This is a genomic window from Caballeronia sp. SL1002, from assembly GCF_057814995.1.
This window is the reverse complement of sequence record NZ_JBYMUW010000003.1, coordinates 182,046-204,244: the sequence shown is the minus strand read 5'-3', so window position 1 is coordinate 204,244 and position 22,199 is coordinate 182,046. Positions and strand designations below refer to the sequence as shown.

Below are 22,199 nucleotides of genomic sequence, written 5' to 3'. Positions count from 1 at the left end.
AACCAGACGCGATTCTGTTGGTGTGTGGCGAATTTTCAGCTATAAACAATTTGGCAGGATCAGTGGCGTGCGACATACCGCCAGCGTTCGATGACAAAGGGGGTTTTGATTTTGAACCACCTACCAAAAAGCATCGCAGTCGCCGTAGTGCTCGCCGGCTTCAGCAGCGCCACGCTCGCGCGGACCGAAACATGCCGGCCGGCTTCCGACAAGCAGATTGCCGCGCTCTTCGATCGATGGAACGATTCGCTGAAGACGGGCGATCCTCAGAAGGTCGTGGCAAATTATGCGCCGCGCTCCATTCTGTTGCCGACTGTGTCGAACAAACCGAGGCTGTCGGTCGAGGATAAATTAGACTATTTCAAGCGTTTTCTTGAAAACAAACCCGTCGGCACTATTGACTTCCGCAGCATCCTGATCGAATGCAACACTGCGATCGATGCGGGTATCTACACGTTCAGGTTCGGAGACGGCTCTTCAGTCAAAGCGCGATATACCTTCACATACGTATGGAATGGCCATAAATGGCTGATTACGAGCCATCATTCGTCGAAGATGCCGGAAAGCGACTAGGCCGCATGACCATTCATCGTCGAAACGCCGGTGATCTGGACGGTGTAAGCCGTTGGAAATGGCTTACAAGACTTCACAAGAGGCGATTGCCCCAACTTACCGAACGCGGCGGCAAAATATCCAAGCGGCAAATTAGCGACGAGGGCTAGTTTGTTTTTTGCGCGGAGCGCGTGGATTGCCACAAGGCAGTCGCGTCTTATGTAGCCAAAGGGTTGAGCGCGCTCGCTAGCCACCGCACAGAACGGAAACTTCCTCGCCGTAACCGGCGCATTACTGGCAAACACGAGGCTGACTGGCAAGCCGCTACCGTACGTCGGCATTACAAAGCGAATCCCGCCGTAGAGGCGGGATTCGCGTGTGCATCGTTCAACGCTCCTCTCTGCGAAAACCGAAGCAATCAAGTCCCAGCGATCTCCTCCGACACTTCCTGCTCAGCGAGCAATGTCAGCTTTTGATCGGTCGCTTTTTCCTCCTCTAGCGTTTCGAGCAATAAGGCGGCAGCATCGGAATACCCGAGCTTCTTTGCCAGTGCGCAAAGCGTGCCGTAGGTGGCGATTTCGTAGTGCTCTACCTTTTGCGCGGCGCCAATGAGCGCAGCGTCCAAGACCGGGCCCTTTTCAATCTCTTCGATTTGCTCCTGTCCCTCCTCGACGAGCCCTTCCATTGCCGCGCACTTAATGCGCTTAAGCTTAATGCCGGCAGACTCAACCGCCTTGTCGATCCGCTCAATCTGACCGTGAGTTTCCTCGAGGTGCGTTTCGAACGCCGCTTTGAGGTCCGGGTTACTCGCCGCACGCGCCAGTTTTGGAAGCGCGCGCGTCAATTGCTTCTCTGCACTGTAGACATCCGAAAGTGCGTGAATAAAAAGGTCATTCAAAGTTTTGACAGCCATGATTAGCCTCCGTTTGAAAAATCGATTTGGCAGCGCCGGAAATTCTTCCTAATGCCTATTGCGCGCCTTTTCTTGCCGCGAGAGCCTGCGCCATCTTCAGGTGTTCCTGAATGGTCGGCAGCGCTTTTGTCGCCGCCTTCCTTAAGTCAGGGTTCTGACCGGCGTCGACTTCTTTCTGGAAAGCATCGACCGCTTTCTGGTGCCCTTCAACGCCGACCTTTTGGATATACGCCTTGTCGAACTCCGCACCCTGCAGCCCCTTCAACGAGTCCAGCACCGCCGTATCGGAGTTGTCCTTCGGAACAGCGATGCCATGGGGCGCCGCCATCTTCAGCTCTAACGTGAGCTTCGTATGATCCAACATCATCTTGTGCGCAAAAGCTTTCACGTCCTTGTCTTGTGATTGCTTCGACGCGAGCTTGCTCGCATCTATTTCGGTCGAGCTCGACATGCTGGCGACCTGGACGAACTCTTTGTCCGGGCTGGGAAGGTTGTTCGCCATCGTTGTGCTCGCTGCCTGCGTCTGCGCGAACGCAGTCATGGGGACTGCGAATACGAGCATGGTTGATGCGACAATTTTGGTAAGTTTCATGGCCACTCCAATAGTTGATTTCTGTGGGGCTAACGCAAACGTCGTTCCACGGCTCGGGCGCGACCGGGGCGTTAGGCGCCCGTCCAGAACGTGCTATTGAATCGGGATCACGGCGCCGATTTTTTGAGCAAGCAACCGCTCGTAGACACCAAACCGCAGGTCGACCTCGGAGTCGTTCATGACCTCCACGGTCACTGTCACGTGGTCGGGCGGCAGCCCCAATAGCGTAGAGAGCGCCAACTCCAGCGGCGCGGCGCAGGCCTTGTCCTGCGCGACCGTCGTCCCTACGCTAACTTCGTATGCTGCGTCCTCATCCCGAAACGTTACTTCGACTAGACGTGCTCGCGCGCTCATCGTGTTCTCAATCCCGATCCGTGCAAGATCTGCCAGCGTGCGCAGCGTCGAGGTAGGAAAGCCGCGCGTGGCACGCAGGCGGGTGCGGTGTTTTCCGAGGGTCACCCATTCTGAATTGAAGCTCATCATGATCTCCTGTGGAAATTCTCCGGCCTCAGAATATGGTCGCAGTCGCGCCTTTCAAGGGCAAAATTCGCGCACGTTGCGATCCAAAAAACCCGAGTAAATTTTTTTACCCGGCCTCTTGAAAAATCTGCGCCGAAGGCCTAATTTTCGTTTCGTCGTTTTTAGCAGCCGCATTTGCAACGCTGCGTGTTTCGTCTTATTTGTCGTTGGTGAGGCAGATGAACCGGAGCGCGTTACCGGGTCGTCTCCTTGCCCTACCTACCAGGAGAACCTGACCATGAGTGACCTCTTCTTTGGAACGAGCCTTTTCGAAGATTTCGATCGCTTGCAAAAGCAAATGGCCAACTTCTTCAACGGCTCGCCGTCCAGCATCCGTGCCGGACGCATCGGGACGTTTCCCCAGATTAATATGGGCACTACGGACGAGTCCGTGGAGATCGTCGCGTTTGCGCCGGGCGTTGATCCGTCGAAGCTTGAAGTGACGATTGACAAGGGCCTGCTGATGATCAGCGGTGAACGGCAAATCTCGCGCGGCGAGCCTTCGGACCAAGCCCGCATCTACGCACAGGAGCGATTTAGCGGCTCCTTCCGGCGCGCGATCGAGTTGCCCCGCGATGCAGATCCCGAGAAGGTGCAAGCGCGTTATGCGAATGGTTGCTTGACCATTAGTGTCGGGAAGCGAGAGTCTTCAAAGCCGCGTGCGATCGCCATTGAGTAAGGCATTCCTTAACACTTGCGAACAATTACACGGAGCTAGCCATGAACGACAAAACTCAGTTGACCCGGCGTGACAACAGCGCGCTCGCGCAGGATGGTTCAAAGTCAACGCGAACCGCGCCGATATTGCCTGCTGTGGACGTAGTCGAAGACAGCCACGGTGTGACGCTCTGGGCCGATCTGCCCGGGGTCTCGAGGGACAAGCTTGATGTCCGAGTTGAAGGCACCAATCTTTTCATCGAGGCGGAGGCCGTTGTTCCCACCTCCGCCGAAATGCGGCTGCAGCATGCGGAGGTCTCGCAGCCGCGATTTGCCCGCGCGTTCGCTTTGAGCAGTGACTTCGACACCACCAGGATTGACGCTAACCTGAAGGACGGAGTGCTCAGATTGACTGTGCCGCGACGCGAAGAAGCTCGGCCGCGACGCATCGAGGTGACGGTCGGCTAAATTTGCATGGCTGTTGGACGGCGCGGCGGGCGCCGTCCAACGTGAAAGAGGTTCAACCATTGAGTGCGTGCCGAACGCCGTTTTCGTCACCTGACGTAGAAAACTGGGAGTCTGTGGATCCTCGGAGTGATCTATCTAACGGGCGCCTGACCAAACTTCGACGCTCCTCAGCGCTACGTCTATCTCCTTCTTAGGCGGCAACGCCTTGCCGGCGCTCAGGTACGGCGATTGCGCTTGAGGCTCGTCCCCGTCGGGAGATATCTCCGCCGTCGGTATCGCGAGCCAAGCTTGCCTTTAGCTGTTCCCAGAAGTCTTTCGCGCGTCCCTCCGGGCTTCCGTCCCGCTCCCGCATCTAGGCGCGCCGACGAATCATGTCTTCCGCTCTGACGTTAATCATTCTCTGCCTTCAGCGACAAGACGTGTCCTAGTGCCGCTAATACCAACGCGCGAATAATGCACTTCTTCCAACGCGTTTTCAATTTTACAAATGCTACCCCTCTGGAGTGCGAAGGTCTGCCTCGACGATTCGCGCTCCGACTTCCTCCGCTGCTCGGACAGCCGCTTCTTTAGACTCATACGGTCCGATCAACTCGGCACCCTCGAAGGGAAATAACAAGCGGCTGTCGGTCCGCCGAACGACTTTCAACGTCCCAATGTACCTGCCACCGGCTCCTATTCGATACGACGCGTAAATCACGAAATCGTCGCGCGTGTTGCCACGTGAGGCTGGCATGACTTTCCGTGCCGCCGCAAACAGTTTCAGTTTAGGCTTCCTGCCGTAATTCGAGTTCATGGTCGTCTGGGCTACCAACAAGGGCAAACGGCCGGACGCAAACAGTATGCCACTCGCGATCGACCCAATGTGGAGGGGGTGGATTCGAAGTGAGCGCGGTCTCCACGCCAGCGGAAAAACTGGCGCGCTTCATATCGGTCGATTCTCGAAATCCAATCATGAGCGAGAGTCCGTAGCAGCTAGCAGCCAGTCAATGAGCCAGAAACGGGCGGTCCCCGTCACCCACTCGCCGCAGCGGAACCCTAAAGATAGCGCCGTTCTGAGTCGGCTCGTCCGCTCCGCTTCGTGGTACGCCGATTGCACCGGTTATGAGCGGACGCGCTTCGACCGAAGGACCAGATGCGCTGGGCCGGAAGCGGCGCCGCGTCTAATTTGGACAACGACTGCGATCTGCCTAGAGGACACAAGATGGAACCAATGAAGCCGATGGAAAGAATTGAAGCGTTGAAAACCATTCCCGCGCGAGAAAAGTGGTGGCCCGACGATTTCCGAGACGCGTCGTCAAGTGGGTCGCAAAATGACGCGCACTATGCGTTCTTTCGCGAAAAGCATCGGCTGTTGATCAAACAGCAGGGTAGCGTTCGAACCTATGACAGCGGTGAGCACGAAATTGCCGGCGTCTCGCAGGACCAAAGCCAAGGAAACTCACTTGCGTTCACCAGTCAGAAAGGAATTGTCCACGTAGATGATTTGACCCGTTTGAGCTAAGCCCCCCTGTCCCCGAGACGTTATTGGAGACGCGCCGCGACTCACGCGCGCCATCCGCAAGACTCGCCCTGCTCGCTTCCCGGTCGTAGGCGAGCACTGGAAACCCTGCCCTCCCTCGGACCGTCGTACCACACGCAATGCGACCTCCTTGCGCCTCGGATCATTCCCGACGAGCAGACGCGGAATAGCAAACACTGGGCACACCGCTTGCAGAGTAGCTCTGCATGTCCACCCTTTTTTCGCTGGGAGTTTTTATGGCTGAGTACGACGCGCTCGCTGCGCTTGAAGCGGATCACCGCGCGGTAGAACAGTTGTTTGCGGCATTTGAACGCGCGGATCGAGACGACCTTGAACGGAAGTCCACGCTCGTTCAGCGCGCGTGTGAATTGCTTTCAATTCATGCGATCGTCGAAGAGGAACTTCTATACCCGGCGGCGAGGGAAGTCCTCGGTGATGTTGGCCACGACGAGGTCGATGAAGCGCGGGTCGAGCATTTCCTGGTGAAGACGCTTATCGAGAAGTTCGCGGAATTGAAGGCAGGCGCCGACGGCTTCGACGCCACCTTCAAAGTGCTCGCCGAAAGCGTCAGCCATCACGTCCAAGAAGAGGAAAGCGAAATCTTCCCTCAACTTCGTAAGACGCAACTCGATCTGGCCGCCCTCGGAAAGGCGATCGTCGAGCGCAAGGATGCGCTCCAGACCCGGCTCACAGAAGTCGCGACGGCGCGCTGATTCGACAGCCGCATTCGCGCTTCCGCTCCCCGACAACGCAGACATCGACGGGCGCAAACCCGCCTCAGTGCGGGGCGAGTTAGCGGGAACGATCAACAATTGTGTCGCGGCTCGAACGCGCGGTCGATACCGCTCGCCGCGCTACAGCACCGCAATTATGTGGAGGGTGATCGTTTTCTAGCGGACCCTCACGCGGTAGTTGCGAAGTTGACGCTCTCAGCGCGAGCGTCCAGACGGGTCCCGACGCGTATCGTATCCGTCGACAAAGGAAGTTGGAGACAGATTTGTCGCGCACTCTTCGATCTTAAGGTACGACATGCGGAACAGGGCCGGTGGCCGTCGAAAGGTGGAATGTGGGCGCTACGGATCCCGACCGAAAGCAGGTTGAAGCAATACGGTTGGACCCATAGTCAAGTGCAGGCGCGCCACTTAAGCGAATTAGAAAACTCAATGCAGGGCAACCGTTTAAGGATCGCATATGGCCGGACCGGATGCTGGCTCGAACTCCCCTCACCTCGACGAGAGTGAACAAGAACAGGCTGCAAATCACGCCTCTCCGCGCGCGCTTGTAATTCACGAGGTCGTCAGGGAGGAAGGTGAAGTTGCTATGGAGCGAACGGCGGGCGCGCTCATTATGTCCGCGTTCGCCGCAGGCTTGTCGATGGGGTTTTCCTTTTTAGTGCAGGCGGTAATTCAAAGTTCATTGCCCGACACTCCTTGGCGCCCGCTTCTAACCTCCCTCGGTTACACAGTCGGATTCGTCATCGTTATCCTTGGAAAACAACAACTCTTCACCGAGAGTACATTGACTGCAGTCCTTCCCGTGCTAACTCGCCGCAATCTAGCAACTGTCGCGAAGACTGCGCGTCTGTGGGGCCTTGTCCTCGCGGCAAATATCGCCGGCACGATATTGTTTTCAGGTCTGCTCCAGATTCCGGGGGTATTCTCGGACGAGGTCGTCAGAGCGTTCGCCGAACTATCCAAACAGCCCTTTTCCGGGAGTTTTGGCGTAACCCTCGTGCGCGCGCTATTCGCCGGTTGGCTCATCGCACTGATGGTTTGGATTCTTCCCAGTGCGCGATCCGCACGTCTATCGACCGTGCTACTGGTCACCTACGTGGTTGCGATCAGCAAGTTGTCCCATGTGATCGCTGGATCGGCGGAAGCGAGCTATAGCGTAATGATTGGTGCAGCTAGCGCGAAAAGTTATCTCACTGAGTTCTTCGTGCCGACTTTGCTCGGAAACATGCTCGGCGGGATCTCGTTGGTCGCAATCATAAACCACGGGTCCGTTGCCCCGGAAATCGCGGACTCAAGACAGAACCGCTGAGGCGCCCTTTGAATACAGATGCATTGCATCCCTTCGCCTGGACGCAGCAAAACTCTTCGGAGGCGCATATTCGATCTGATCTGCTTGCAAGCTGTCAACTGCAATACGTGCGCGAACGGAATGACAGGCGGCTTAAATGCCGAATTGACCCAGCCGTATCTGCACTTGCAGCGGCGCCGCCACCCGGTATTTCCGAGCCTAAAAAAACAGCTTGGTGGCGGCGCTAATGAAAACGAATTCAGCCGCCATCTATCAAGGTTTTCACGCGATCAGCTAACGATTGCAACGCGAACGGTTTGGTCAATACGTGCATGCCCACATCGAGGTGGCCGTGACTCAGTACCGCGTTTTCCGCATATCCCGTGATGAACAAAACCTTCAGTCCTGGTCTTTCTACCCGGACTGCCTCTGCAACTTGACGCCCGTTCATTCCGCCCGGCAAACCGACGTCCGTAATGAGAAGGTCTATTCGCGCAGGCGATGTCACGATTTTCATCGCTTCCGCGCCGTCACCGGCCTCAATCACGAAGTAGCCCAAGTCCGTAAGCACTTCGCTTGCAAGCATGCGAATCGTTGGCTCATCATCGACGACGAGGATTGTTTCGCCTTGTTGCGCTTTGGCCATTACCTCTTCGCCAGCTATCTCCTCTTCCGGGTCGGCGGCACCCGCATAGCGCGGCAGATAGAGGCAAATCATGGTTCCCTGCCCCGGCTCGCTGTAGATCCGTGCTTGCCCGCCTGACTGTCGCACGAAGCCATAGACCATGGATAAGCCCAAGCCTGTTCCCTCGCCAATCGGCTTGGTCGTGAAGAACGGATCAAAGGCGCGACGCGCGACCTCGGGCGTCATCCCCGAACCAGTGTCACTCACACAAAGTGCTACATATTGCCCTGGCGGTAGATCCCGGTCGACGGCAGCGCGCTCATCAAGCCATTTGTTCCCCGTCTCAATCATGAGGCGCCCGCCCTCAGGCATCGCGTCTCGAGCGTTTATGCACAAATTAAGCAAGGCGTTTTCTAGTTGATGCGGATCGATCAGTGTCGCCCACAGCCCTGCCGCCCCGACTGTCTCGACCATGATCTCAGGTCCAACCGTCCGTCTAAGTAACTCGGACATTCCCGAGACGAGTGTGTTCACGTCGGTCTGCCGCGGGGAAAGGGTTTGTTGGCGTGAAAATGCTAGCAGGCGGTGCGTTAGCGCGGACGCCCGCTTTGCTGCGGACTTTGCAGCGGTGACGTACCGCTCGAGATCGTCCACACGACCTTGTGCCAGCCGTATTAACAACAGCTCAAGGCTGCCCGTGATTCCAGTTAGCAGATTATTAAAGTCGTGCGCGAGGCCACCTGTGAGCTGTCCCACTGCTTCCATTTTCTGGGCCTGGCGCAACGCCTCCTCGGTCAGGCGGCGATCGGTGATGTCGACGGCTTCCGGAACCAGTGCAACAATCTTTCCATCTCGATCTCTTGAGGGCCTGATGGACAGGTCGAACGTGCGGATGCCTGCAGCCAGGTTGAGTGAGACTTCTCCGCGAAAATCCTGTCCGCTACAGACCGATCGGAGCGCCGCTCGGATTTTCTCCGGCATGCCGTTCGTAGCCGAAAAAAGTGGAATACCCCAAAATGGGCGACCGATAAGATTGTCGGGCGAACCATCGATGTAGGCCATTGCCGTACGATTGAGGTCGAGCACCGTGCCATCGGGTGCGAGCAGGCCCTGCACCTGATAGGTCGTTTCAAAAACCGCTCGCATTCGCGCTTCGCTCGCGTACAACTCAGCGGTACGGGCCACCACTTTTGATTCGAGGGAGGTCGCGAGCTCCCGGAGTGCTTGTTCGGCCCTTCTCCGTTCGACCGCGCTCCGGGTCCGAGCGGCGACATCGCGTATGAACCGCAGTTCGTCCTCGGTCCACTCACGGGCGACTGCATGGTTCAGATAGAAAAGTGCGACTAGTCCTCCATGCTCCGACACTGGCATGTTCACGACTGCTTGGGCACTTATACTTTTGAGGGCGTCGGCGGACGCCACTGTCCGCGCATCCCGTTCTGCATCGGCAAAGACAACGGTGTCACCCCGTTTCAAGTCCTCGATATACGATCCGTAGTCCCGGAAATGCAGTATGCCCCGAAGGGATCGAATGCCTGGCGCGTTCCAATCGCGTTCGATTGTGATCGTTTCCGCAACGGTATCGACAGTGCCATATCCGGCACGGCTGACACGCAGTGCTTTCGCAGCAAGCTCGGCGGCTGCGAATGAAAGGTCCGCTGGATCTTCCAAACTAAGTAATCGCTCATTCAATTCGATGAGCGCGTATCGAGCCCGGGTCTCAAATTCCTGCGAAGGGTCGCCGTTTAGCGCGTCTCGCGCCGACCAAAGCGTGGAGGCCGGAACAAAATCTTTACTGATATCTTCAGACACGGGAATGAGCGGTTAGTTGAGTTAGCAGTCGTAGTATAACGGTCCAACTTCACGTCTAAATCGCGGTCAGCATGCGCTGTGCCAACCCTCGGTTCGATCGCTACGGCAAAGCTCCGACAATCGCCGGGTTCCGCCCTCAATAGGATTCGCGGATGGTTAAAGCGAGAGCAATATCGGGGTGGCATATGGGTTGCTCTACGCGGCGCGCGAGATTTACGAGGGCTTGGAAAAACTCAATCTTTAAGCCGCACGATTGAGCATTTTCGCTGCTGCCGATCAGTTCGGCGAGGCATGACCGAGCACCTTGTCCGCCTCATCCTTGTTCCGATTGCTGCGCTCGCAGACCGAAAATTGCCGCCCTTGCACTGTCACAGTCGCCGCAGAAGATCGTAAAAGGAACCACAATTCGAGCCTGCCTCGAGCACCTTGTTTTCGTTGCCGACTTCGACGACCTCGCCCACGCATCCGCGTCCCATGACGTCACCGCTCTTCATTACGGGCGTAACACCGTCAAAGAGGTGAGGGTCGGAGCCACAAATCGCGCAGGACGATACCTTGATAAACCAGGCTTAGGATGACGGGGTCTGCTCGTGCAATCGTCGTTCGGCGGAGGCTGACCCTCAACATAAGCCCTAGCACCGATCGAAGCCGCCGCCGATGTGCCGCGGCGGCCTCTCGCTACCTCGTTCACGATTTCTAACGACCGCCGGCCTTGCGTACTCTCTCCGACGGTTACGCAAATCGATGCACACGCCCGATCTAATCGCCAAGTGCTATTCGCTTAGCGCGAGGTTGTCTTCCGCACGGCGTGGCAATTGCTATCGCAACAATTGAAAAAATCAAACGCGAGGCGCCCTCCCAGGAATACGCACTGCTAATTCACTCGCGGCCGAACTCATTCAAGGCCCGTTAGTTCCCACAACAAGGAGAGCAGCTATGTTCGTTCACAACAAGCGTCTGCAATACACGGTTCGCGTCGCTGAACCGAATCCGGGTTTGGCAAATCTCTTACTAGAACAGTTTGGCGGTCCGCAGGGCGAGCTTGCGGCGGCTTGCCGCTACTTCACGCAGGCGGTCGCCGAAGACGATCCGGGTCGAAAAGATTTGCTGTTCGATATTGCGACGGAAGAATTGAGTCATCTGGAGATCATCGGCTCCATCGTTGCGATGCTTAACAAAGGCGCGAAGGGTCAGCTCGCCGAGGGTGTCGAAAAGGAAGCCGCCCTCTACCGTTCGCTGACCGGTGCAGGTAACGATTCGCATCTGACGCAGTTGCTGTACGGCGGCGGTGCGCCGCTGACGAATTCGGCCGGCGTTCCGTGGACCGCTGCCTACATTGATACGATCGGTGAGCCGACTGCGGATCTCCGCTCTAACATCGCTGCGGAAGCGCGCGCCAAGATCGTCTACGAGCGTCTGATCAACGTGACCGACGATCCGGGAATCAAGGATGCACTTGGTTTCCTCATGACGCGCGAAATCGCCCATCAGAAGTCTTTTGAAAAAGCGCTTCATTCGATCCAGCCGAACTTCCCTCAAGGCAAGCTGCCTGGCGTACCCGAGTTCACTAGCGTCTACTTCAATATGTCGAAGGGTGGGGACGTCCGCGGTCCGTGGAACGAAGGCGGCGACTGGCAATATATCGACGATCCGCAACCGGCAGTCGATGGCGGCGACGGCCTTGCCATTGTGAATGTGTCGGCCGACGATATCGAGGTCCTTAGCGCGATGGCTGCCCGAACCGCGTCGGACACGTCGGCCGATCCAACGACAGGAGCGGACCTGGGAGCAGGTCAGGTGTCGAAAGCCTAACTTTCGACGGTGTGGGCACGAGGACTAGCCGCGCTGGCCTAGTCTTCGTGCCGATGACCATCGCCCCTGGCATCGCCGGCCGAGGGCGGCCAGTGCCGTATTGACGGCCTTATTGGCTACTGTTGGAACGCGTTACTTTTCCGGCCTCATCCCGCGCGATCAAGTCCGCCACATCGCGGGGTGGGCAATCTCGTTCACATCAGGTGTGGAATGGTGAAGGCGTCGGGCTCATGATTCAGCGGCCTGCTCGCGATAGACATGGGCGCCAGCCCAGCACCATACCGGGAACTGCCGCGTGCGCTCGCCGCGTAGCCCTAGTGCGCCCGGTGCCTTCCACTTGGAATGCGCGATGGCGCACCGTTAGCGTTCCAAACTAGCCCACCAGTGGCGCGTCCACGCGATACGCGAGTTCACGATACAGCGAGCGGGGCGATACTAGTAGCTGTCCGAGGAATAGACAATGCTAGGCAATTTGCATCTCGGAGTTTTTTTGCCAATGACACCTTTCCTAATCAATCGGATTCCTGGGTTATGGACTGACAGGAAAGTCGTCTCCAGCGACTCAACGACTCGCGTCCTCATTGTCGACGACAATTGCGTCGCGGCTGAAGCGCTCGCCACCTACCTTTCGCTCGAGGGTTTTGATTGCCACGCCGTTTTTGACGGATTGCAGGCGGTTGAGATGGGAACGGTGTGGGTGCCCCACGTTGTTCTAATGGACATTTCAATGCCCGAGTGCAACGGGTTCGAAGCTGCTATGCGACTTCGGCAGTTTAATGCTACCGCGAACGTGGCAATAATTGCTTTTACCGCATTTGATGAAGGGGAAGTAAGGACACGTGCGACTCAACATCAGTTCGATGGGTACTGCCAGAAAGGGCAGCCCCTGCATCATTTACTCGACCTAGTCTATGCTCTTACGACCTGGGATCCGCGCACTTGCTAGTTTGCTCAACGCTTTCCGCACCCTTATCGGGATAAGGGGCGGTTCGAGCCTCGGGATGCGTCCCGACGGCTATATTCCGGCCGCTTCTCGCAAGTGCTTCCGCTCGAAACTCAAGCGGAGTTCCGAAGCGTGCTACATGAAAAAGGTCATGTCGGATTAGCCTTGATTCGCGATGGATACCGCTTTTCGCCGCAGCTCAACAATTGCAACTCCAGCCACCATGCGCCCAGTGAGGACGTTTGATGGAAGGAAGGTGCCGGCTCATGAACGTGATAGCCAACCCGGATCCGCACTGTAGCCGGAGATGGAAGTCGGGAGCGCTCGTTTCCAACAGCGCCCGCTTTCCGACCCGCATTTCTTTAAGACAACTGCCGTTAAAGTTTGGCGATACTTGGCCGTAATCTGGGTAGTATGCGTAAGAGCTTAGCTGCGGGGCGTAGCGGCAAAGCGCAAATCCAAACTGATGGACCATGATGAGTATCAAATCAAGCCTGAAGGTTAAAACCGACATCGCTCCCGGTCACGGGTGCCAAGGGTGCCGCCAGGACGGCGCGCCGCAAGTTGATCTCGCATTTGCTTTTCAACCTATCGTCGATACCGTTTCGCGCAAGCCATTTGCCTTCGAAGCTCTCGTACGAGGTCCCAGCGGCGAATCAGCCGGCTCTGTGCTCGCGCAGGTGGACGATGAAAATCGCTATCTTTTCGATCAGCGTTGCCGCACGACGGCAATCGCTCAAGCTGCAGAGCTCGGAATCGCGAGTTTTCTCTCAATTAACTTCATGCCGAATGCGGTATACAAGCCAGAGGCGTGTATCCGCAGCACCTTTGAGGCGGCAGAACGTTATAACTTCCCGCTCAATCGGATCATCTTCGAGACGATCGAGGGCGAGAGCATTATTGATCGGCCCCATCTTGTCAGTATCTTTCGGGCATACAAAGAGTTTGGGTTTCAGACTGCCATTGACGACTTCGGCGCGGGCTATTCCGGCCTGACGCTGCTCGCAGACTTCCAGCCTGACATTATCAAGTTGGATATGGAACTTGTTCGCGGCGTCGATCAGGACCGGGTGCGGCAGCGAATCGTCATCGGCGTGCTTTCGATGTGCCGCGACCTTGGGGTAAAAGTTGTCGCCGAAGGCATCGAAACGCGCGCGGAGCGAGATTTCTTTGCTACGCAGGGTGTGACGTTGATGCAGGGGTATTTCTTCGCGAAACCCGGTTTCAGGAAACTCCCGGAAGTCGCCGTGGGCGCCTACGACACGTGAACGGGCGCTGACGTTCGCCGCCCACCGATGGGCGACGCGAATCCGCCGGCCTAAGTCGATCGAGAGCTTTACCCGCGGCGAGCTCTCTCGGACAGGCGCTCTTGCCGCGGCACTTGTTCTAACTAAGGACAAGGGCCGCGTTCCGCTCTTTTTACGTGGCGGAAGTGCAGGCTGGGCCGGTACCCCAACTTGCCCGGGGAGCCGGGCCCGTCATTCATTGGAAGGATTGCCCGGGTCGTCGATGCCTTTCTCGATGTTGTCCTTTTGATCGCCATAGTCCTTCTGATTGGCGCCGTTCGTGATTTGGACATCGCCCTGCACCTTCTGGTCCTCATTTCCTGTGATTGTCCCGATCACCGTATTCCCCCATCCTTTCAATTGATCTTTGATTCCGTCCTTTTGATCCTTGTTCATTGCGCCCTCTCTGCGGTTTCAACCATTACAAGTGCTGATCGCGCGCTGAGCAGCATGGCGTCAACGCACACTTAGCTTCGATGATCGGCCAGTCCGTGTTCGCGGGCAGGGAAAACGCGCGAAGCAACAGATAAAGGCCTGCAAGTCCGACGAGGATTCACACCTTTCGCGGCTGCTCTATACAGTTCGGCAGCGCCCATTACAAATTACAGTCGGCACGAAACCGCACCGCTGCAGGCAAGCGACTTGCGTTATGTACCGCCGAATAGCCAGAAAGCGCCTTGTGCGCGCCCTCAAAAGATCGAACTTTAAGTTTGCTGCGATCACTTGACGTTTGGAATCTTACATTCGTCAACCCTCCATATCCTGAAGCATGTCAAAAATGCTTAACGAGTTAATGCCCCACCCCGTCAACTCAATCGCATGTCAGGGCTTCAAGACGACCTTGATGCAGCCGTCTTCCTTGTCACGGAACGTCTTGTACATGCCCGGACCCTCTTCGAGTCCGACCGTATGCGTGATGACGAATGAAGGGTCGATCTGCCCTTCCTGAATGCGGTTGAGCAGATCGTCGGTCCATCGATTCACGTGCGTTTGACCCATCTTCCACGTCAGACCTTTATTCATTGAGATCCCGAAGGGCAACTTGTCGATCAGGCCACCATAGACGCCTGGCACCGAGAGGATTCCAGCGGGTCGGCAGACGTAGATCATTTCGCGAAGCACATGCGGCCGGTCGGATTCGAGCATGACCGCCTGTTTCACGCGATCGTAGATGGCGTCAAACGAACGCGTCGCGTGCGACTCCATCCCTACTGCATCGATACATTTTTCCGGGCCCTTCCCGTTCGTCAATTCTTGCAGCCGGTCGAGCACGCTCTCTTCGTCGAAGTTGATTGTGATCGCGCCGCCTTCGCGGGCCATCGCAAGCCGCTCTGGAACCCGGTCGATCACCACGACCTGTTTCGCGCCGAGCAGCACGGCACTGCGAATCGCCATCTGCCCGACGGGTCCCGCGCCCCAGATCGCGACTGTGTCGGTGGGCTCGATTTCGCAATTCACCGCCGCCTGCCAACCCGTCGGAAAGATATCGCCGAGAAAAAGAACCTGCTCATCGGTCAGCCCGGAGGGAATTTTCACATGCGTGGTATCCGCAAAAGGCACGCGCACGTATTCGGCCTGCCCGCCCGCATAGCCGCCTGTCAGATGCGAGTAACCGAAAAGACCGGCTGTCGCGTGGCCGAACATCTTGTCGGCTTCTTCCTTGTTTCTATTGCTCCGCTCGCAGACGGAAAAATTGCCCCGCTTGCATTGATCGCACTCGCCACAGAAGATCGTGAAAGGAACAACCACGCGGTCGCCCACTTTCAGCGCTTTGTTGTCCTTGCCCACTTCGACGACTTCGCCCATAAACTCATGGCCCATGATGTCGCCGCTTTTCATGGTCGGCATGAAGCCGTCGAAGAGATGGAGGTCGGATCCGCAAATCGCACATGAACTGACTTTGATAATCGCGTCGCGACCATCCTCGATTTCGGGATCCGCAACTGTGTCGCACCGAATGTCGTGCTTGCCGTGCCAACGAAGTGCTCGCATAAAACCTCCAAGGAAAGTCCATCGGACCGCCGTTCAGGTCCGAATTTCAGCGCATACGATCATCCCCGTGCAATCCGCGTACCTTGAATCTGTTGAATGGGGCCATTCGTTGAGATCCGAGGTGCGGCGCAGAGCGAGCGGTTATCGCGCCCGGGCGATCTGCGCGTTCACTTTCACCGGAGCACCGTTATCGTCGAACGGTGTCGTGGGAATGAAGCCTCCGATCGCGTCCGACTCGAATCAGACAGCACGTCGAGCCGCCATACCGAAAGAAGCCAAGTTCGTCGCCTTTGGCGACGCGCTGCCGGGGAGGGCTTCGTGACACCTCCGCCATCCCGAATACACAGCCGCATGTCGAGATTACGTGGACCACCGATGTGCTGTGGACACCGGCGGCGGGCTAGGTTTGGTGCGCCGGCCAGGCGATGGCTGGAGGCTGTTGTGAAATTGCTCACGCCAAGGTCGCGCGCAGGAGCTTAGATACCGGCAAATGACGATGCCTGACCCTGAGCAAGCGGGTAGTTCGAGTAAATTTTGCAGCGCCGCGGCGACGTCGGGCGCGCGGAGGCGCTGGTTCGATTGCCCGTGGGATTGCACCGTGAACATGGCCTGGCGGTTAGGCGAATACAAACGGGACCCGCGACAGCCAGTTGCCTGCGCCGGACGCTGTCCCGTCGACTCCCATCACGACCTCACGGGCCGGCATGGAGTCTCCCCGATCGCTTTCTCCGTGCGACGGTGGACCATTTTTGCCTGACGTAAATGCAACATTCGTCGAGCAACGCCTTCGAAGCGCTTCGTTCTGCCACAACATGTAACAGCGCGGCTGACCTCTGCAATCGATGGCGCAAGGCACACCGGCCGGGGATCTGCGTCGCGTGCAGTCGCTCCGCGTCGCTGCGAGCCGACAACCGTGTCACCCCCAAACTCAGACAGTCAATGCTCGGCGTTCAGCCAGCTCGGCGAGTCACTGACGCGATCGCTCGGCCCATTCTCGACGAAGTCGTCCTCGAAGCTTTGGCCGATCAACTCGTCGTAACGCTTCGGATCGCAGTTGACTATCGCTCTGAACATCTGAATTAATGCGTTGCCATCTTGCAGATGGGCCACCACAACTCTTGCAGTACGCAAAGAAACAGATTCCCGCACTGAGGGCGATACGCTTCCATCATGCAGTTCGAATGCGAAGCGATGAACCTCCTCATGACCTTCGGGAAGTACAGTATGACCCCAAATTGTTGATTTCATGGTTCGATGTCGATGGTCTTTTAAGTTCCTTAGCAAACCGGATGCCTCACGTCCGACATACGGGGCGGGATTTTCGCCAACCTCCCCGTAGCGCGAACGAGATGCGCGAAGGTAGAGGCGCCTCACCGCGTAGCGGCCGCTCGGGCTCAGAGCCCCGATCGTTTCGACTTAGACTTGAGCATCTGGCCAATGAGCCGGTTCAACCCGCCGACGAAAAGCGGGTCCATTCGAACCGGGCTGAACGCCATACACAAATCGCGCCCGCTGCTCTTCCGTTGACAGTGACGACCTCAATTGTTTGCGGATACAAAAATTCAATGAACACTACAACGCTCATCGACCTGCGGCGACGTCGCACAGCACGCCCGAGCACTCTTCAAGGCGCCCTGATCTTCTAGCTGAATGTTGTCAGAATTCCCGATATCCATCGCAATAAGAGCGCTGCATGACAGGCGGTCCAAGAGTCGTCCTTCATCTCGACCTGTCCACCAGCGCTCTACAAATCCACTCCGACGCGATGTTCGGATGCACATGCCGATGACGGGTGAGAACTGTCCGCTGCGCCGGTTCGACGCCTTGGGTTACCAGTTGATGCAGAACACACCGGTAATCGGTATCGAGTATGGACGGCACCGCTCGCTCCAACCGCAGTGCAACGGGGAAGCCGTCACGAATCTTGAACTGCGCAACCTCGACTGAAATCTAGCGCCACCAGCACCACCAGGAAAAGCGGCTTCGGGCGCTTTCGAGAAAGGAAGCGTGAAATTGAGTCGCTCCCATCCAGGTCTTGATCGTGCCGAAGGGGGCTCGGCCGGCTGAACGCGGCGGCAGTGCCTACGAATACCGCAAGCCATGGCTGCTTGTTCAGAGCAGCGATAACCCACGCTACCGACCAAACTCCTCAGCGACTCGATTCAGGCTGCGCCGGCTCCGTCGATTCAACCGCTGGCGCCTGCCTTATTGACAACGTGACGACCGCACCGACGAGCGCGCAGCCTCCGAGCACCAGCAGCCCGGCAGTGAAGTTCCCGGTCATGTCCTTAAGATAGCCCATCACGTAAGGCCCAACGAAGCCCGAGAGATTGCCGACCGAATTGATCGCAGCGATACCGCCCGCCGCCGATGCGCCAGTTAGAAAAGCCGTGGGAATCGGCCAGAGCAGAGGCGGCATGGCCGAGCAGCCGATCTGCCCCAGGCACAACAGCGCAAGCACCAAAACCGGCGCACTGACGAGCCCGGCACCACCGACGCCGAGTCCGGCAAGCAGCAGCGCGAACGCAACATGCTCGCGGCGCTTGAGCGTGCGGTCGGAGTTGCGGCAGAGCAGCACCATGCCCGTCGCCCCGAACACGAACGGCACGGCGGCCAGCACACCGGTCTGGAAGTTGCTCGCGCCGAAACCCTTCACGATCGTCGGTAGAAAGAACGCCACACCGTAATTGGCCGCGTTCAGGCAGAAGTAGACGAACGAGCAAATGAGCATCCGCGGATCGCTGATGAACTGTCTGATTCCCATGTGCCCGTGCCCTGCCGAGAGCTTGCTTTGATTCTCCTGCGCGATGCGGTTCTCGAGCCAAGCCGTCTCATCCTTCTTGAGCCAGGTGGCTTGTGCGGGACGGTCCGTCAGATAAAACACGACGACCAGCGCAAGCAAAATCGAAGGCAACGCCTCTAGGATGAACAGCCACTGCCAGCCGTGCAGACCCGCCGCGGAAACGTTAAGCAACGCGCCGGAGACAGGCGCTCCGACCACCGACGAAAACGGAATCGCCAGCATGAAGAGAGATACCACCCGCGCTCGATACACCGCAGGAAACCACAGCGTCAGATAAAAGATGACGCCCGGATAAAAGCCTGCCTCGCATGCACCGAGCAAGAAACGAAGCGTGTAGAAAGTCGTCAGATTGGAGACGCCGATGGCGCTCGAGATCGGCTGAATGAACGCGAACAGCAGCGAGATAACGCCCCACGAAAGCATAATCCGTGCGATCCACAGCCTCGCGCCGAATCGGTGAAGGGCGAGATTTGACGGTACTTCGAGAAAGAAATAAGCGATGAAAAAGAGGCCAGCGCCGAACGCATAGACGGTATCGCTTAGTCCCAGCGCGGTATTCATCTGCAGTTTCGCGAAACCGACATTGACGCGGTCCAGATACGCGACGAAATAGCAAAGCATGAGAAACGGCACCAGACGCGTCATTACCTTCCTGATCGTGCGAGCTTCGATATCGTTCACGGATAACCCTCTCTCTCATTGAATATGCCACGGCAGGAAACGCTGCATCCTAATTAACCTCGCTTCGCTCCCGCCGTCATGCTACCGGTAACATGGAAACGGGATCGGCGGGTCACCGCGTGAAGTTAGAGCAGCGGCAGGCCGCCGTCAACCGGTAGCAGCCCCGGGGAAACCCGCGCGACATCGCAAAGGACGACCATCGGTCGCACGCGCCTTGCGAGTACCATCTCACGGTTGGACGTCCGCCGAAACTGAGGTCGGTCGGGATCGGTGGAGGCCAACGCGTTAAGCCGCAGACCGATCCTTGGAGAAGCGCGGCATAAATGCGGCGAATGGCAGATAGCGAGATTAAAACTGAGTGCGCTGCTGGCTGTAAAACATTTCGATGTATTCGATGATGGCGAGTTTTGGCTTGCTTGCGCGTAGCGAACCGCAGATGGTAGATCAGTTCGCTCTGAGACCATCCCAGAACAATTTGATCGGCGTGTTATCGCTGGCGTTGCTCACCAACGCCGTAATGGATTGGTACACGATGCGTATGCAACGTGCCGTTGGTCGGATCGACGCGATGAGTGGGGACGTCCTTCGGCTGTGTGTGCGGGTGTTCATCGACACGTTGATTTGAAAATCTCGTTCACGACGATGCGGAAGCAACCTGAAAAATCGTCCCACCAAGCGACGCCTTAACATCTCTAGTGTCAACCAGCGACGGTGTACGTCATCGGTATTCGAAGGACCGTTGACGAGCAGAACGTCGCGCGAGTGTCTAAGTGGCAGTCACGACGAACGAGTCTTCGTTGCCCGCACAATGCCGATTGCGTCGGACGCATGTCGACCCGACTTGGCTGTGAGCGCTGACGAGCAACGAGCTGCGTCATCAAAAATCCCGATATTCGGCGGCTTGAAGCACCGATGCCATTAGCGGCGCTACGGAGCGCTCGCGACCGCGTGGTCGTTCAGAAACCAGCCAACGCTGCCAGAACGTGGCGATCCGTCGTTATTGTTGCATCGCGTTGACGATCGCGGCTCGCCGCTTTTCGTCCACATCGCGAAGCCCCGTTTCCACGTCCGCAGACGGTTCAATCGAGCGTCGCGCACACTTCAACCAGAAGTTCGGGCATCCATCGATGCCAGGCGGCCGATGCGTACGTTCGTGCCAGACGGCGACTTTTTGAAAACCCGCGTTCAAAGCCGGTTCCGAATCCGGCATCCGGCGATTCGCGGCCCGGTCACGCGGCTGAAGATTTCACCCTTTACGCTTTTAGTCCTTTCGCGCTGAAGGACATTATCTACACCCGATAGACGCTGCTTGACGAGCTCGGTCCGAGGTCGTGCCGCGACCTCAAAACTTGTGCACCAGGCCAACTCCGATGCCACGCGTATCGACGCCGGGATTGACTGCAAGGCCCGAATAAGCGGTGCCGGAGAGCGTGTATTTCGCCTGGCTCCGGTTCTGGATAAAACCAGCAGCCGTATAGAGCTCAGTCGTCTTGGACAGAGAGTACTCAAACAGGACGCCCAGTTGCTGCGCATTGTTGCCCTTGCCCGTACGGTCGTGTAGATAACCGTACATCAGCGAGAGCAAAGCAGCCGGCCCGAACTGGTACGAATCGGATATCTGATAGACGTCGTGCTGCATATAATTCGGCGAGTTCGTCAGTCTTTCCGTGTGATAGGCCAGCCAGACGCGATTGGCCCCGATCGCATACGAAGCGCCCGCGTTGAACACAGTGAATATCGCGCCTGGGCCTGCCGAAGCACCGCCCGCTAACGCGTAGCTCCCGCCCGCTCCGGCGGCCGGCTCGTCCCCTCGCTCGTAGCCTGCCGCCACATTCAGCGGACCATTGATGTACTGGACGACCGCATTGTAGAACCCGATGCCATTGCCAGACGTCGCCGGATCGCGCAATGCAATCATGAATTTGGCATTCAGGCCTCCAAACGTCGGCGTGTAGTAGGAAATCCCATTGCTTTCACGGATGATCAGGCCGTTGAAATTATTCATCGGCGAAGCAATGCTCTTAACCCAGGACGGGTCCATTGCTGCCTGGAGCACGTCGTATTGCGGCGAATTTTGCAAGCCGAAGCGTACTTCGCCGAAACCACCGGACATACCGACGTACGCTAGTCGATTAAAAGCTTTGGTTGGGTCTGTCGCTGCCCCCGTCTGGCCGGAGAAGGCTTGCTCCAACTGGAAATTGACGTGCAAGCCGCCGCCGATATCCTCGCTGCCCTTGAAGCCGTAGCGTGTCGCGAAGAGTCCGCCGGGTACCGCGCGGACCGCCGACGAATTGTTGCCGCCCGAGCTCTGATACACCAAGCCATTGTCGAGCACGCCATAGAGTGTCACCGACGACTGCGCGAACACTGGAGCAGCGGACGCGCACGACAAGACTGCGCCGGACGCGACGGTGAAAAACCTTTTCATTCGGGATCTCCATTTTTATTGGCATCGGACTTCCGGTGCTCTTATAGATATTTACTAACTTGGTATAACTAATTACTCGGTTGTGTTGTGAAGCGAACGATCCGGCCGATGCTGCAAGAGTCCCTCCCGACTCCCAGATGAACCGGTTTTCTCAGATGGCGCCGAATGCATTATCGACATCATTTGGAAAGGTTAATCGTTCAAGGAACGATGGGTCCATGCAAAAAACTTACATTGGATGGCATTTTTTTACGCGCTGTTTCATCGGGTATACGAGGGGCGTTCCCGCTAGCGGTGCGCGGGAGAGCAGTTCTCCGGCGCATTCGCATGTGGCGAAACGAGCTTAAGGAAAAGAGGATGCGATGGTGCCGTCATCCATGTTTCTAGCCACTGTTTCGTACCCTCGATCATGTCGTGAGTAGCGGCTATAGGCACGGTGAAGAAGCGCGTCTGCTTCCGTACTCGCCAGCACAATGTTGAGATACCAGCCGTCGCGTCAATCGAGTCAATCGAGTCAATCGACGCAAAAAATCCCGGCGAATCTAACTTTTGTGTAAAGGCAGATTCGCGGGCAT

At 57.2% G+C, this 22,199-nt stretch carries 21 protein-coding genes and 1 pseudogene; 11 read left to right on the top strand and 11 right to left on the bottom strand.

The features are described 5' to 3' along the window. Nucleotides 1-90: 90 nt before the first annotated feature. Nucleotides 91-573 (top strand): SgcJ/EcaC family oxidoreductase, encoded by a 483-nt coding sequence (locus tag AC3D25_RS18390; protein WP_488889898.1) that lies wholly within the window; start codon nt 91-93, stop codon nt 571-573. A gap of 397 nt (nt 574-970) precedes the next feature. On the opposite strand, the gene AC3D25_RS18385 is transcribed toward AC3D25_RS18390, so the two are convergent. The 3 genes from AC3D25_RS18385 to AC3D25_RS18375 all read right to left on the bottom strand — a co-directional run bounded on the left by AC3D25_RS18385 (nt 971) and on the right by AC3D25_RS18375 (nt 2,537). Then, the gene (locus tag AC3D25_RS18385; protein ID WP_488889897.1) at nt 971-1,465 is read right to left on the bottom strand and encodes a YciE/YciF ferroxidase family protein; all 495 of its coding nucleotides are present in this window, start codon (nt 1,463-1,465) and stop codon (nt 971-973) included. 55 nt (nt 1,466-1,520) lie between these two features. After that, nucleotides 1,521-2,057 carry a DUF4142 domain-containing protein gene (locus AC3D25_RS18380; protein ID WP_488889896.1) on the bottom strand — a complete coding sequence of 179 codons (537 nt, stop codon included), beginning with the start codon at nt 2,055-2,057 and terminating at the stop codon, nt 1,521-1,523. Nucleotides 2,058-2,150: 93 nt separating this feature from the next. Next, nucleotides 2,151-2,537, bottom strand: a complete 387-nt coding sequence (locus tag AC3D25_RS18375) for a hypothetical protein (protein WP_488890458.1) — start codon at nt 2,535-2,537, stop codon at nt 2,151-2,153. 277 nt (nt 2,538-2,814) lie between these two features. On the opposite strand from AC3D25_RS18375, the gene AC3D25_RS18370 reads away from it, so the two are divergent. Both AC3D25_RS18370 and AC3D25_RS18365 read left to right on the top strand, forming a co-directional pair. Beyond that, entirely contained in the window at nt 2,815-3,255 is a 441-nt protein-coding gene (locus tag AC3D25_RS18370; protein WP_488889895.1) for an Hsp20/alpha crystallin family protein, read from the top strand. A 41-nt stretch (nt 3,256-3,296) separates the two neighbouring features. Then, a complete protein-coding gene (locus tag AC3D25_RS18365) occupies nt 3,297-3,701 on the top strand; it encodes an Hsp20/alpha crystallin family protein (RefSeq protein ID WP_488889894.1) in 405 nt (134 codons plus the stop codon). A 490-nt stretch (nt 3,702-4,191) separates the two neighbouring features. Here the strand turns inward: AC3D25_RS18365 and AC3D25_RS18360 are convergent, their stop codons facing one another. Next, nucleotides 4,192-4,434: a DUF6723 family protein gene (locus AC3D25_RS18360; protein WP_488890457.1), complete on the bottom strand. Its 243-nt coding sequence runs from the start codon at nt 4,432-4,434 to the stop codon at nt 4,192-4,194. Nucleotides 4,435-4,902: 468 nt separating this feature from the next. On the opposite strand from AC3D25_RS18360, the gene AC3D25_RS18355 reads away from it, so the two are divergent. The 3 genes from AC3D25_RS18355 (at nt 4,903) to AC3D25_RS18345 (ending at nt 7,263) form a co-directional block, all read left to right on the top strand. Then, nucleotides 4,903-5,202: a hypothetical protein gene (locus AC3D25_RS18355; protein ID WP_488889893.1), complete on the top strand. Its 300-nt coding sequence runs from the start codon at nt 4,903-4,905 to the stop codon at nt 5,200-5,202. Nucleotides 5,203-5,456: 254 nt separating this feature from the next. Then, nucleotides 5,457-5,933, top strand: coding sequence for a hemerythrin domain-containing protein (locus AC3D25_RS18350; RefSeq protein WP_488889892.1), 477 nt, complete (start codon nt 5,457-5,459; stop codon nt 5,931-5,933). Nucleotides 5,934-6,411: 478 nt separating this feature from the next. Next, entirely contained in the window at nt 6,412-7,263 is an 852-nt protein-coding gene (locus AC3D25_RS18345) for a formate/nitrite transporter family protein (RefSeq protein ID WP_488889891.1), read from the top strand. A gap of 238 nt (nt 7,264-7,501) precedes the next feature. On the opposite strand, the gene AC3D25_RS18340 is transcribed toward AC3D25_RS18345, so the two are convergent. Both AC3D25_RS18340 and AC3D25_RS18335 read right to left on the bottom strand, forming a co-directional pair. Continuing rightward, entirely contained in the window at nt 7,502-9,679 is a 2,178-nt protein-coding gene (locus tag AC3D25_RS18340) for an ATP-binding protein (RefSeq protein ID WP_488889890.1), read from the bottom strand. A gap of 285 nt (nt 9,680-9,964) precedes the next feature. Then, a pseudogene (locus AC3D25_RS18335) lies at nt 9,965-10,239 on the bottom strand (alcohol dehydrogenase catalytic domain-containing protein); the annotation flags it as partial. Between the two features lie 376 nt (nt 10,240-10,615). On the opposite strand from AC3D25_RS18335, the gene AC3D25_RS18330 reads away from it, so the two are divergent. The 3 genes from AC3D25_RS18330 to AC3D25_RS18320 all read left to right on the top strand — a co-directional run bounded on the left by AC3D25_RS18330 (nt 10,616) and on the right by AC3D25_RS18320 (nt 13,702). Continuing rightward, nucleotides 10,616-11,491 (top strand): manganese catalase family protein, encoded by an 876-nt coding sequence (locus AC3D25_RS18330; protein ID WP_488889889.1) that lies wholly within the window; start codon nt 10,616-10,618, stop codon nt 11,489-11,491. A 460-nt stretch (nt 11,492-11,951) separates the two neighbouring features. Next, nucleotides 11,952-12,437, top strand: coding sequence for a response regulator (locus AC3D25_RS18325; protein WP_488889888.1), 486 nt, complete (start codon nt 11,952-11,954; stop codon nt 12,435-12,437). Between the two features lie 473 nt (nt 12,438-12,910). Further along, nucleotides 12,911-13,702: an EAL domain-containing protein gene (locus tag AC3D25_RS18320; protein WP_488890456.1), complete on the top strand. Its 792-nt coding sequence runs from the start codon at nt 12,911-12,913 to the stop codon at nt 13,700-13,702. 210 nt (nt 13,703-13,912) lie between these two features. Here AC3D25_RS18320 and AC3D25_RS18315 read toward each other — a convergent pair whose 3' ends face one another. The 3 genes from AC3D25_RS18315 to AC3D25_RS18305 form a co-directional block, all read right to left on the bottom strand. Next, nucleotides 13,913-14,116 (bottom strand): CsbD family protein, encoded by a 204-nt coding sequence (locus tag AC3D25_RS18315; protein WP_488889887.1) that lies wholly within the window; start codon nt 14,114-14,116, stop codon nt 13,913-13,915. A 426-nt stretch (nt 14,117-14,542) separates the two neighbouring features. After that, a complete protein-coding gene (locus tag AC3D25_RS18310; protein WP_488889886.1) occupies nt 14,543-15,712 on the bottom strand; it encodes a zinc-dependent alcohol dehydrogenase in 1,170 nt (389 codons plus the stop codon). 936 nt (nt 15,713-16,648) lie between these two features. Further along, on the bottom strand, nt 16,649-16,960 hold the full coding sequence (locus AC3D25_RS18305) for a nuclear transport factor 2 family protein (RefSeq protein WP_488889885.1): 312 nt from the start codon (nt 16,958-16,960) through the stop codon (nt 16,649-16,651). A gap of 525 nt (nt 16,961-17,485) precedes the next feature. Here AC3D25_RS18305 and AC3D25_RS18300 point away from each other — a divergent pair. After that, nucleotides 17,486-17,659 carry a hypothetical protein gene (locus AC3D25_RS18300; RefSeq protein ID WP_488889884.1) on the top strand — a complete coding sequence of 58 codons (174 nt, stop codon included), beginning with the start codon at nt 17,486-17,488 and terminating at the stop codon, nt 17,657-17,659. A gap of 202 nt (nt 17,660-17,861) precedes the next feature. Here AC3D25_RS18300 and AC3D25_RS18295 read toward each other — a convergent pair whose 3' ends face one another. Continuing rightward, nucleotides 17,862-19,160 (bottom strand): MFS transporter, encoded by a 1,299-nt coding sequence (locus AC3D25_RS18295; protein ID WP_488890455.1) that lies wholly within the window; start codon nt 19,158-19,160, stop codon nt 17,862-17,864. Nucleotides 19,161-19,581: 421 nt separating this feature from the next. On the opposite strand from AC3D25_RS18295, the gene AC3D25_RS18290 reads away from it, so the two are divergent. Next, nucleotides 19,582-19,821, top strand: a complete 240-nt coding sequence (locus tag AC3D25_RS18290; protein WP_488889883.1) for a hypothetical protein — start codon at nt 19,582-19,584, stop codon at nt 19,819-19,821. Between the two features lie 717 nt (nt 19,822-20,538). On the opposite strand, the gene AC3D25_RS18285 is transcribed toward AC3D25_RS18290, so the two are convergent. After that, nucleotides 20,539-21,624 carry a porin gene (locus AC3D25_RS18285; protein ID WP_488889882.1) on the bottom strand — a complete coding sequence of 362 codons (1,086 nt, stop codon included), beginning with the start codon at nt 21,622-21,624 and terminating at the stop codon, nt 20,539-20,541. Nucleotides 21,625-22,199 lie beyond the last annotated feature (575 nt).

What these genes read in the sequence shown, in the direction of transcription:
- AC3D25_RS18355 (WP_488889893.1), top strand. Translation starts at nt 4,903, where the DNA reads ATGGAACCAATGAAGCCGATGGAAAGAATTGAAGCGTTGAAAACCATT.
- AC3D25_RS18380 (WP_488889896.1), bottom strand. Translation starts at nt 2,057, where the DNA reads ATGAAACTTACCAAAATTGTCGCATCAACCATGCTCGTATTCGCAGTC.
- AC3D25_RS18330 (WP_488889889.1), top strand. Translation starts at nt 10,616, where the DNA reads ATGTTCGTTCACAACAAGCGTCTGCAATACACGGTTCGCGTCGCTGAA.
- AC3D25_RS18390 (WP_488889898.1), top strand. Translation starts at nt 91, where the DNA reads ATGACAAAGGGGGTTTTGATTTTGAACCACCTACCAAAAAGCATCGCA.
- AC3D25_RS18385 (WP_488889897.1), bottom strand. Translation starts at nt 1,465, where the DNA reads ATGGCTGTCAAAACTTTGAATGACCTTTTTATTCACGCACTTTCGGAT.
- AC3D25_RS18345 (WP_488889891.1), top strand. Translation starts at nt 6,412, where the DNA reads ATGGCCGGACCGGATGCTGGCTCGAACTCCCCTCACCTCGACGAGAGT.
- AC3D25_RS18305 (WP_488889885.1), bottom strand. Translation starts at nt 16,960, where the DNA reads ATGAAATCAACAATTTGGGGTCATACTGTACTTCCCGAAGGTCATGAG.
- AC3D25_RS18285 (WP_488889882.1), bottom strand. Translation starts at nt 21,624, where the DNA reads ATGAAAAGGTTTTTCACCGTCGCGTCCGGCGCAGTCTTGTCGTGCGCG.
- AC3D25_RS18310 (WP_488889886.1), bottom strand. Translation starts at nt 15,712, where the DNA reads ATGCGAGCACTTCGTTGGCACGGCAAGCACGACATTCGGTGCGACACA.
- AC3D25_RS18300 (WP_488889884.1), top strand. Translation starts at nt 17,486, where the DNA reads ATGCACATGCCGATGACGGGTGAGAACTGTCCGCTGCGCCGGTTCGAC.
- AC3D25_RS18290 (WP_488889883.1), top strand. Translation starts at nt 19,582, where the DNA reads ATGTATTCGATGATGGCGAGTTTTGGCTTGCTTGCGCGTAGCGAACCG.
- AC3D25_RS18350 (WP_488889892.1), top strand. Translation starts at nt 5,457, where the DNA reads ATGGCTGAGTACGACGCGCTCGCTGCGCTTGAAGCGGATCACCGCGCG.
- AC3D25_RS18360 (WP_488890457.1), bottom strand. Translation starts at nt 4,434, where the DNA reads ATGCCAGCCTCACGTGGCAACACGCGCGACGATTTCGTGATTTACGCG.
- AC3D25_RS18365 (WP_488889894.1), top strand. Translation starts at nt 3,297, where the DNA reads ATGAACGACAAAACTCAGTTGACCCGGCGTGACAACAGCGCGCTCGCG.
- AC3D25_RS18375 (WP_488890458.1), bottom strand. Translation starts at nt 2,537, where the DNA reads ATGAGCTTCAATTCAGAATGGGTGACCCTCGGAAAACACCGCACCCGC.
- AC3D25_RS18370 (WP_488889895.1), top strand. Translation starts at nt 2,815, where the DNA reads ATGAGTGACCTCTTCTTTGGAACGAGCCTTTTCGAAGATTTCGATCGC.
- AC3D25_RS18325 (WP_488889888.1), top strand. Translation starts at nt 11,952, where the DNA reads ATGCTAGGCAATTTGCATCTCGGAGTTTTTTTGCCAATGACACCTTTC.
- AC3D25_RS18320 (WP_488890456.1), top strand. Translation starts at nt 12,911, where the DNA reads ATGAGTATCAAATCAAGCCTGAAGGTTAAAACCGACATCGCTCCCGGT.
- AC3D25_RS18295 (WP_488890455.1), bottom strand. Translation starts at nt 19,160, where the DNA reads ATGACGCGTCTGGTGCCGTTTCTCATGCTTTGCTATTTCGTCGCGTAT.
- AC3D25_RS18315 (WP_488889887.1), bottom strand. Translation starts at nt 14,116, where the DNA reads ATGAACAAGGATCAAAAGGACGGAATCAAAGATCAATTGAAAGGATGG.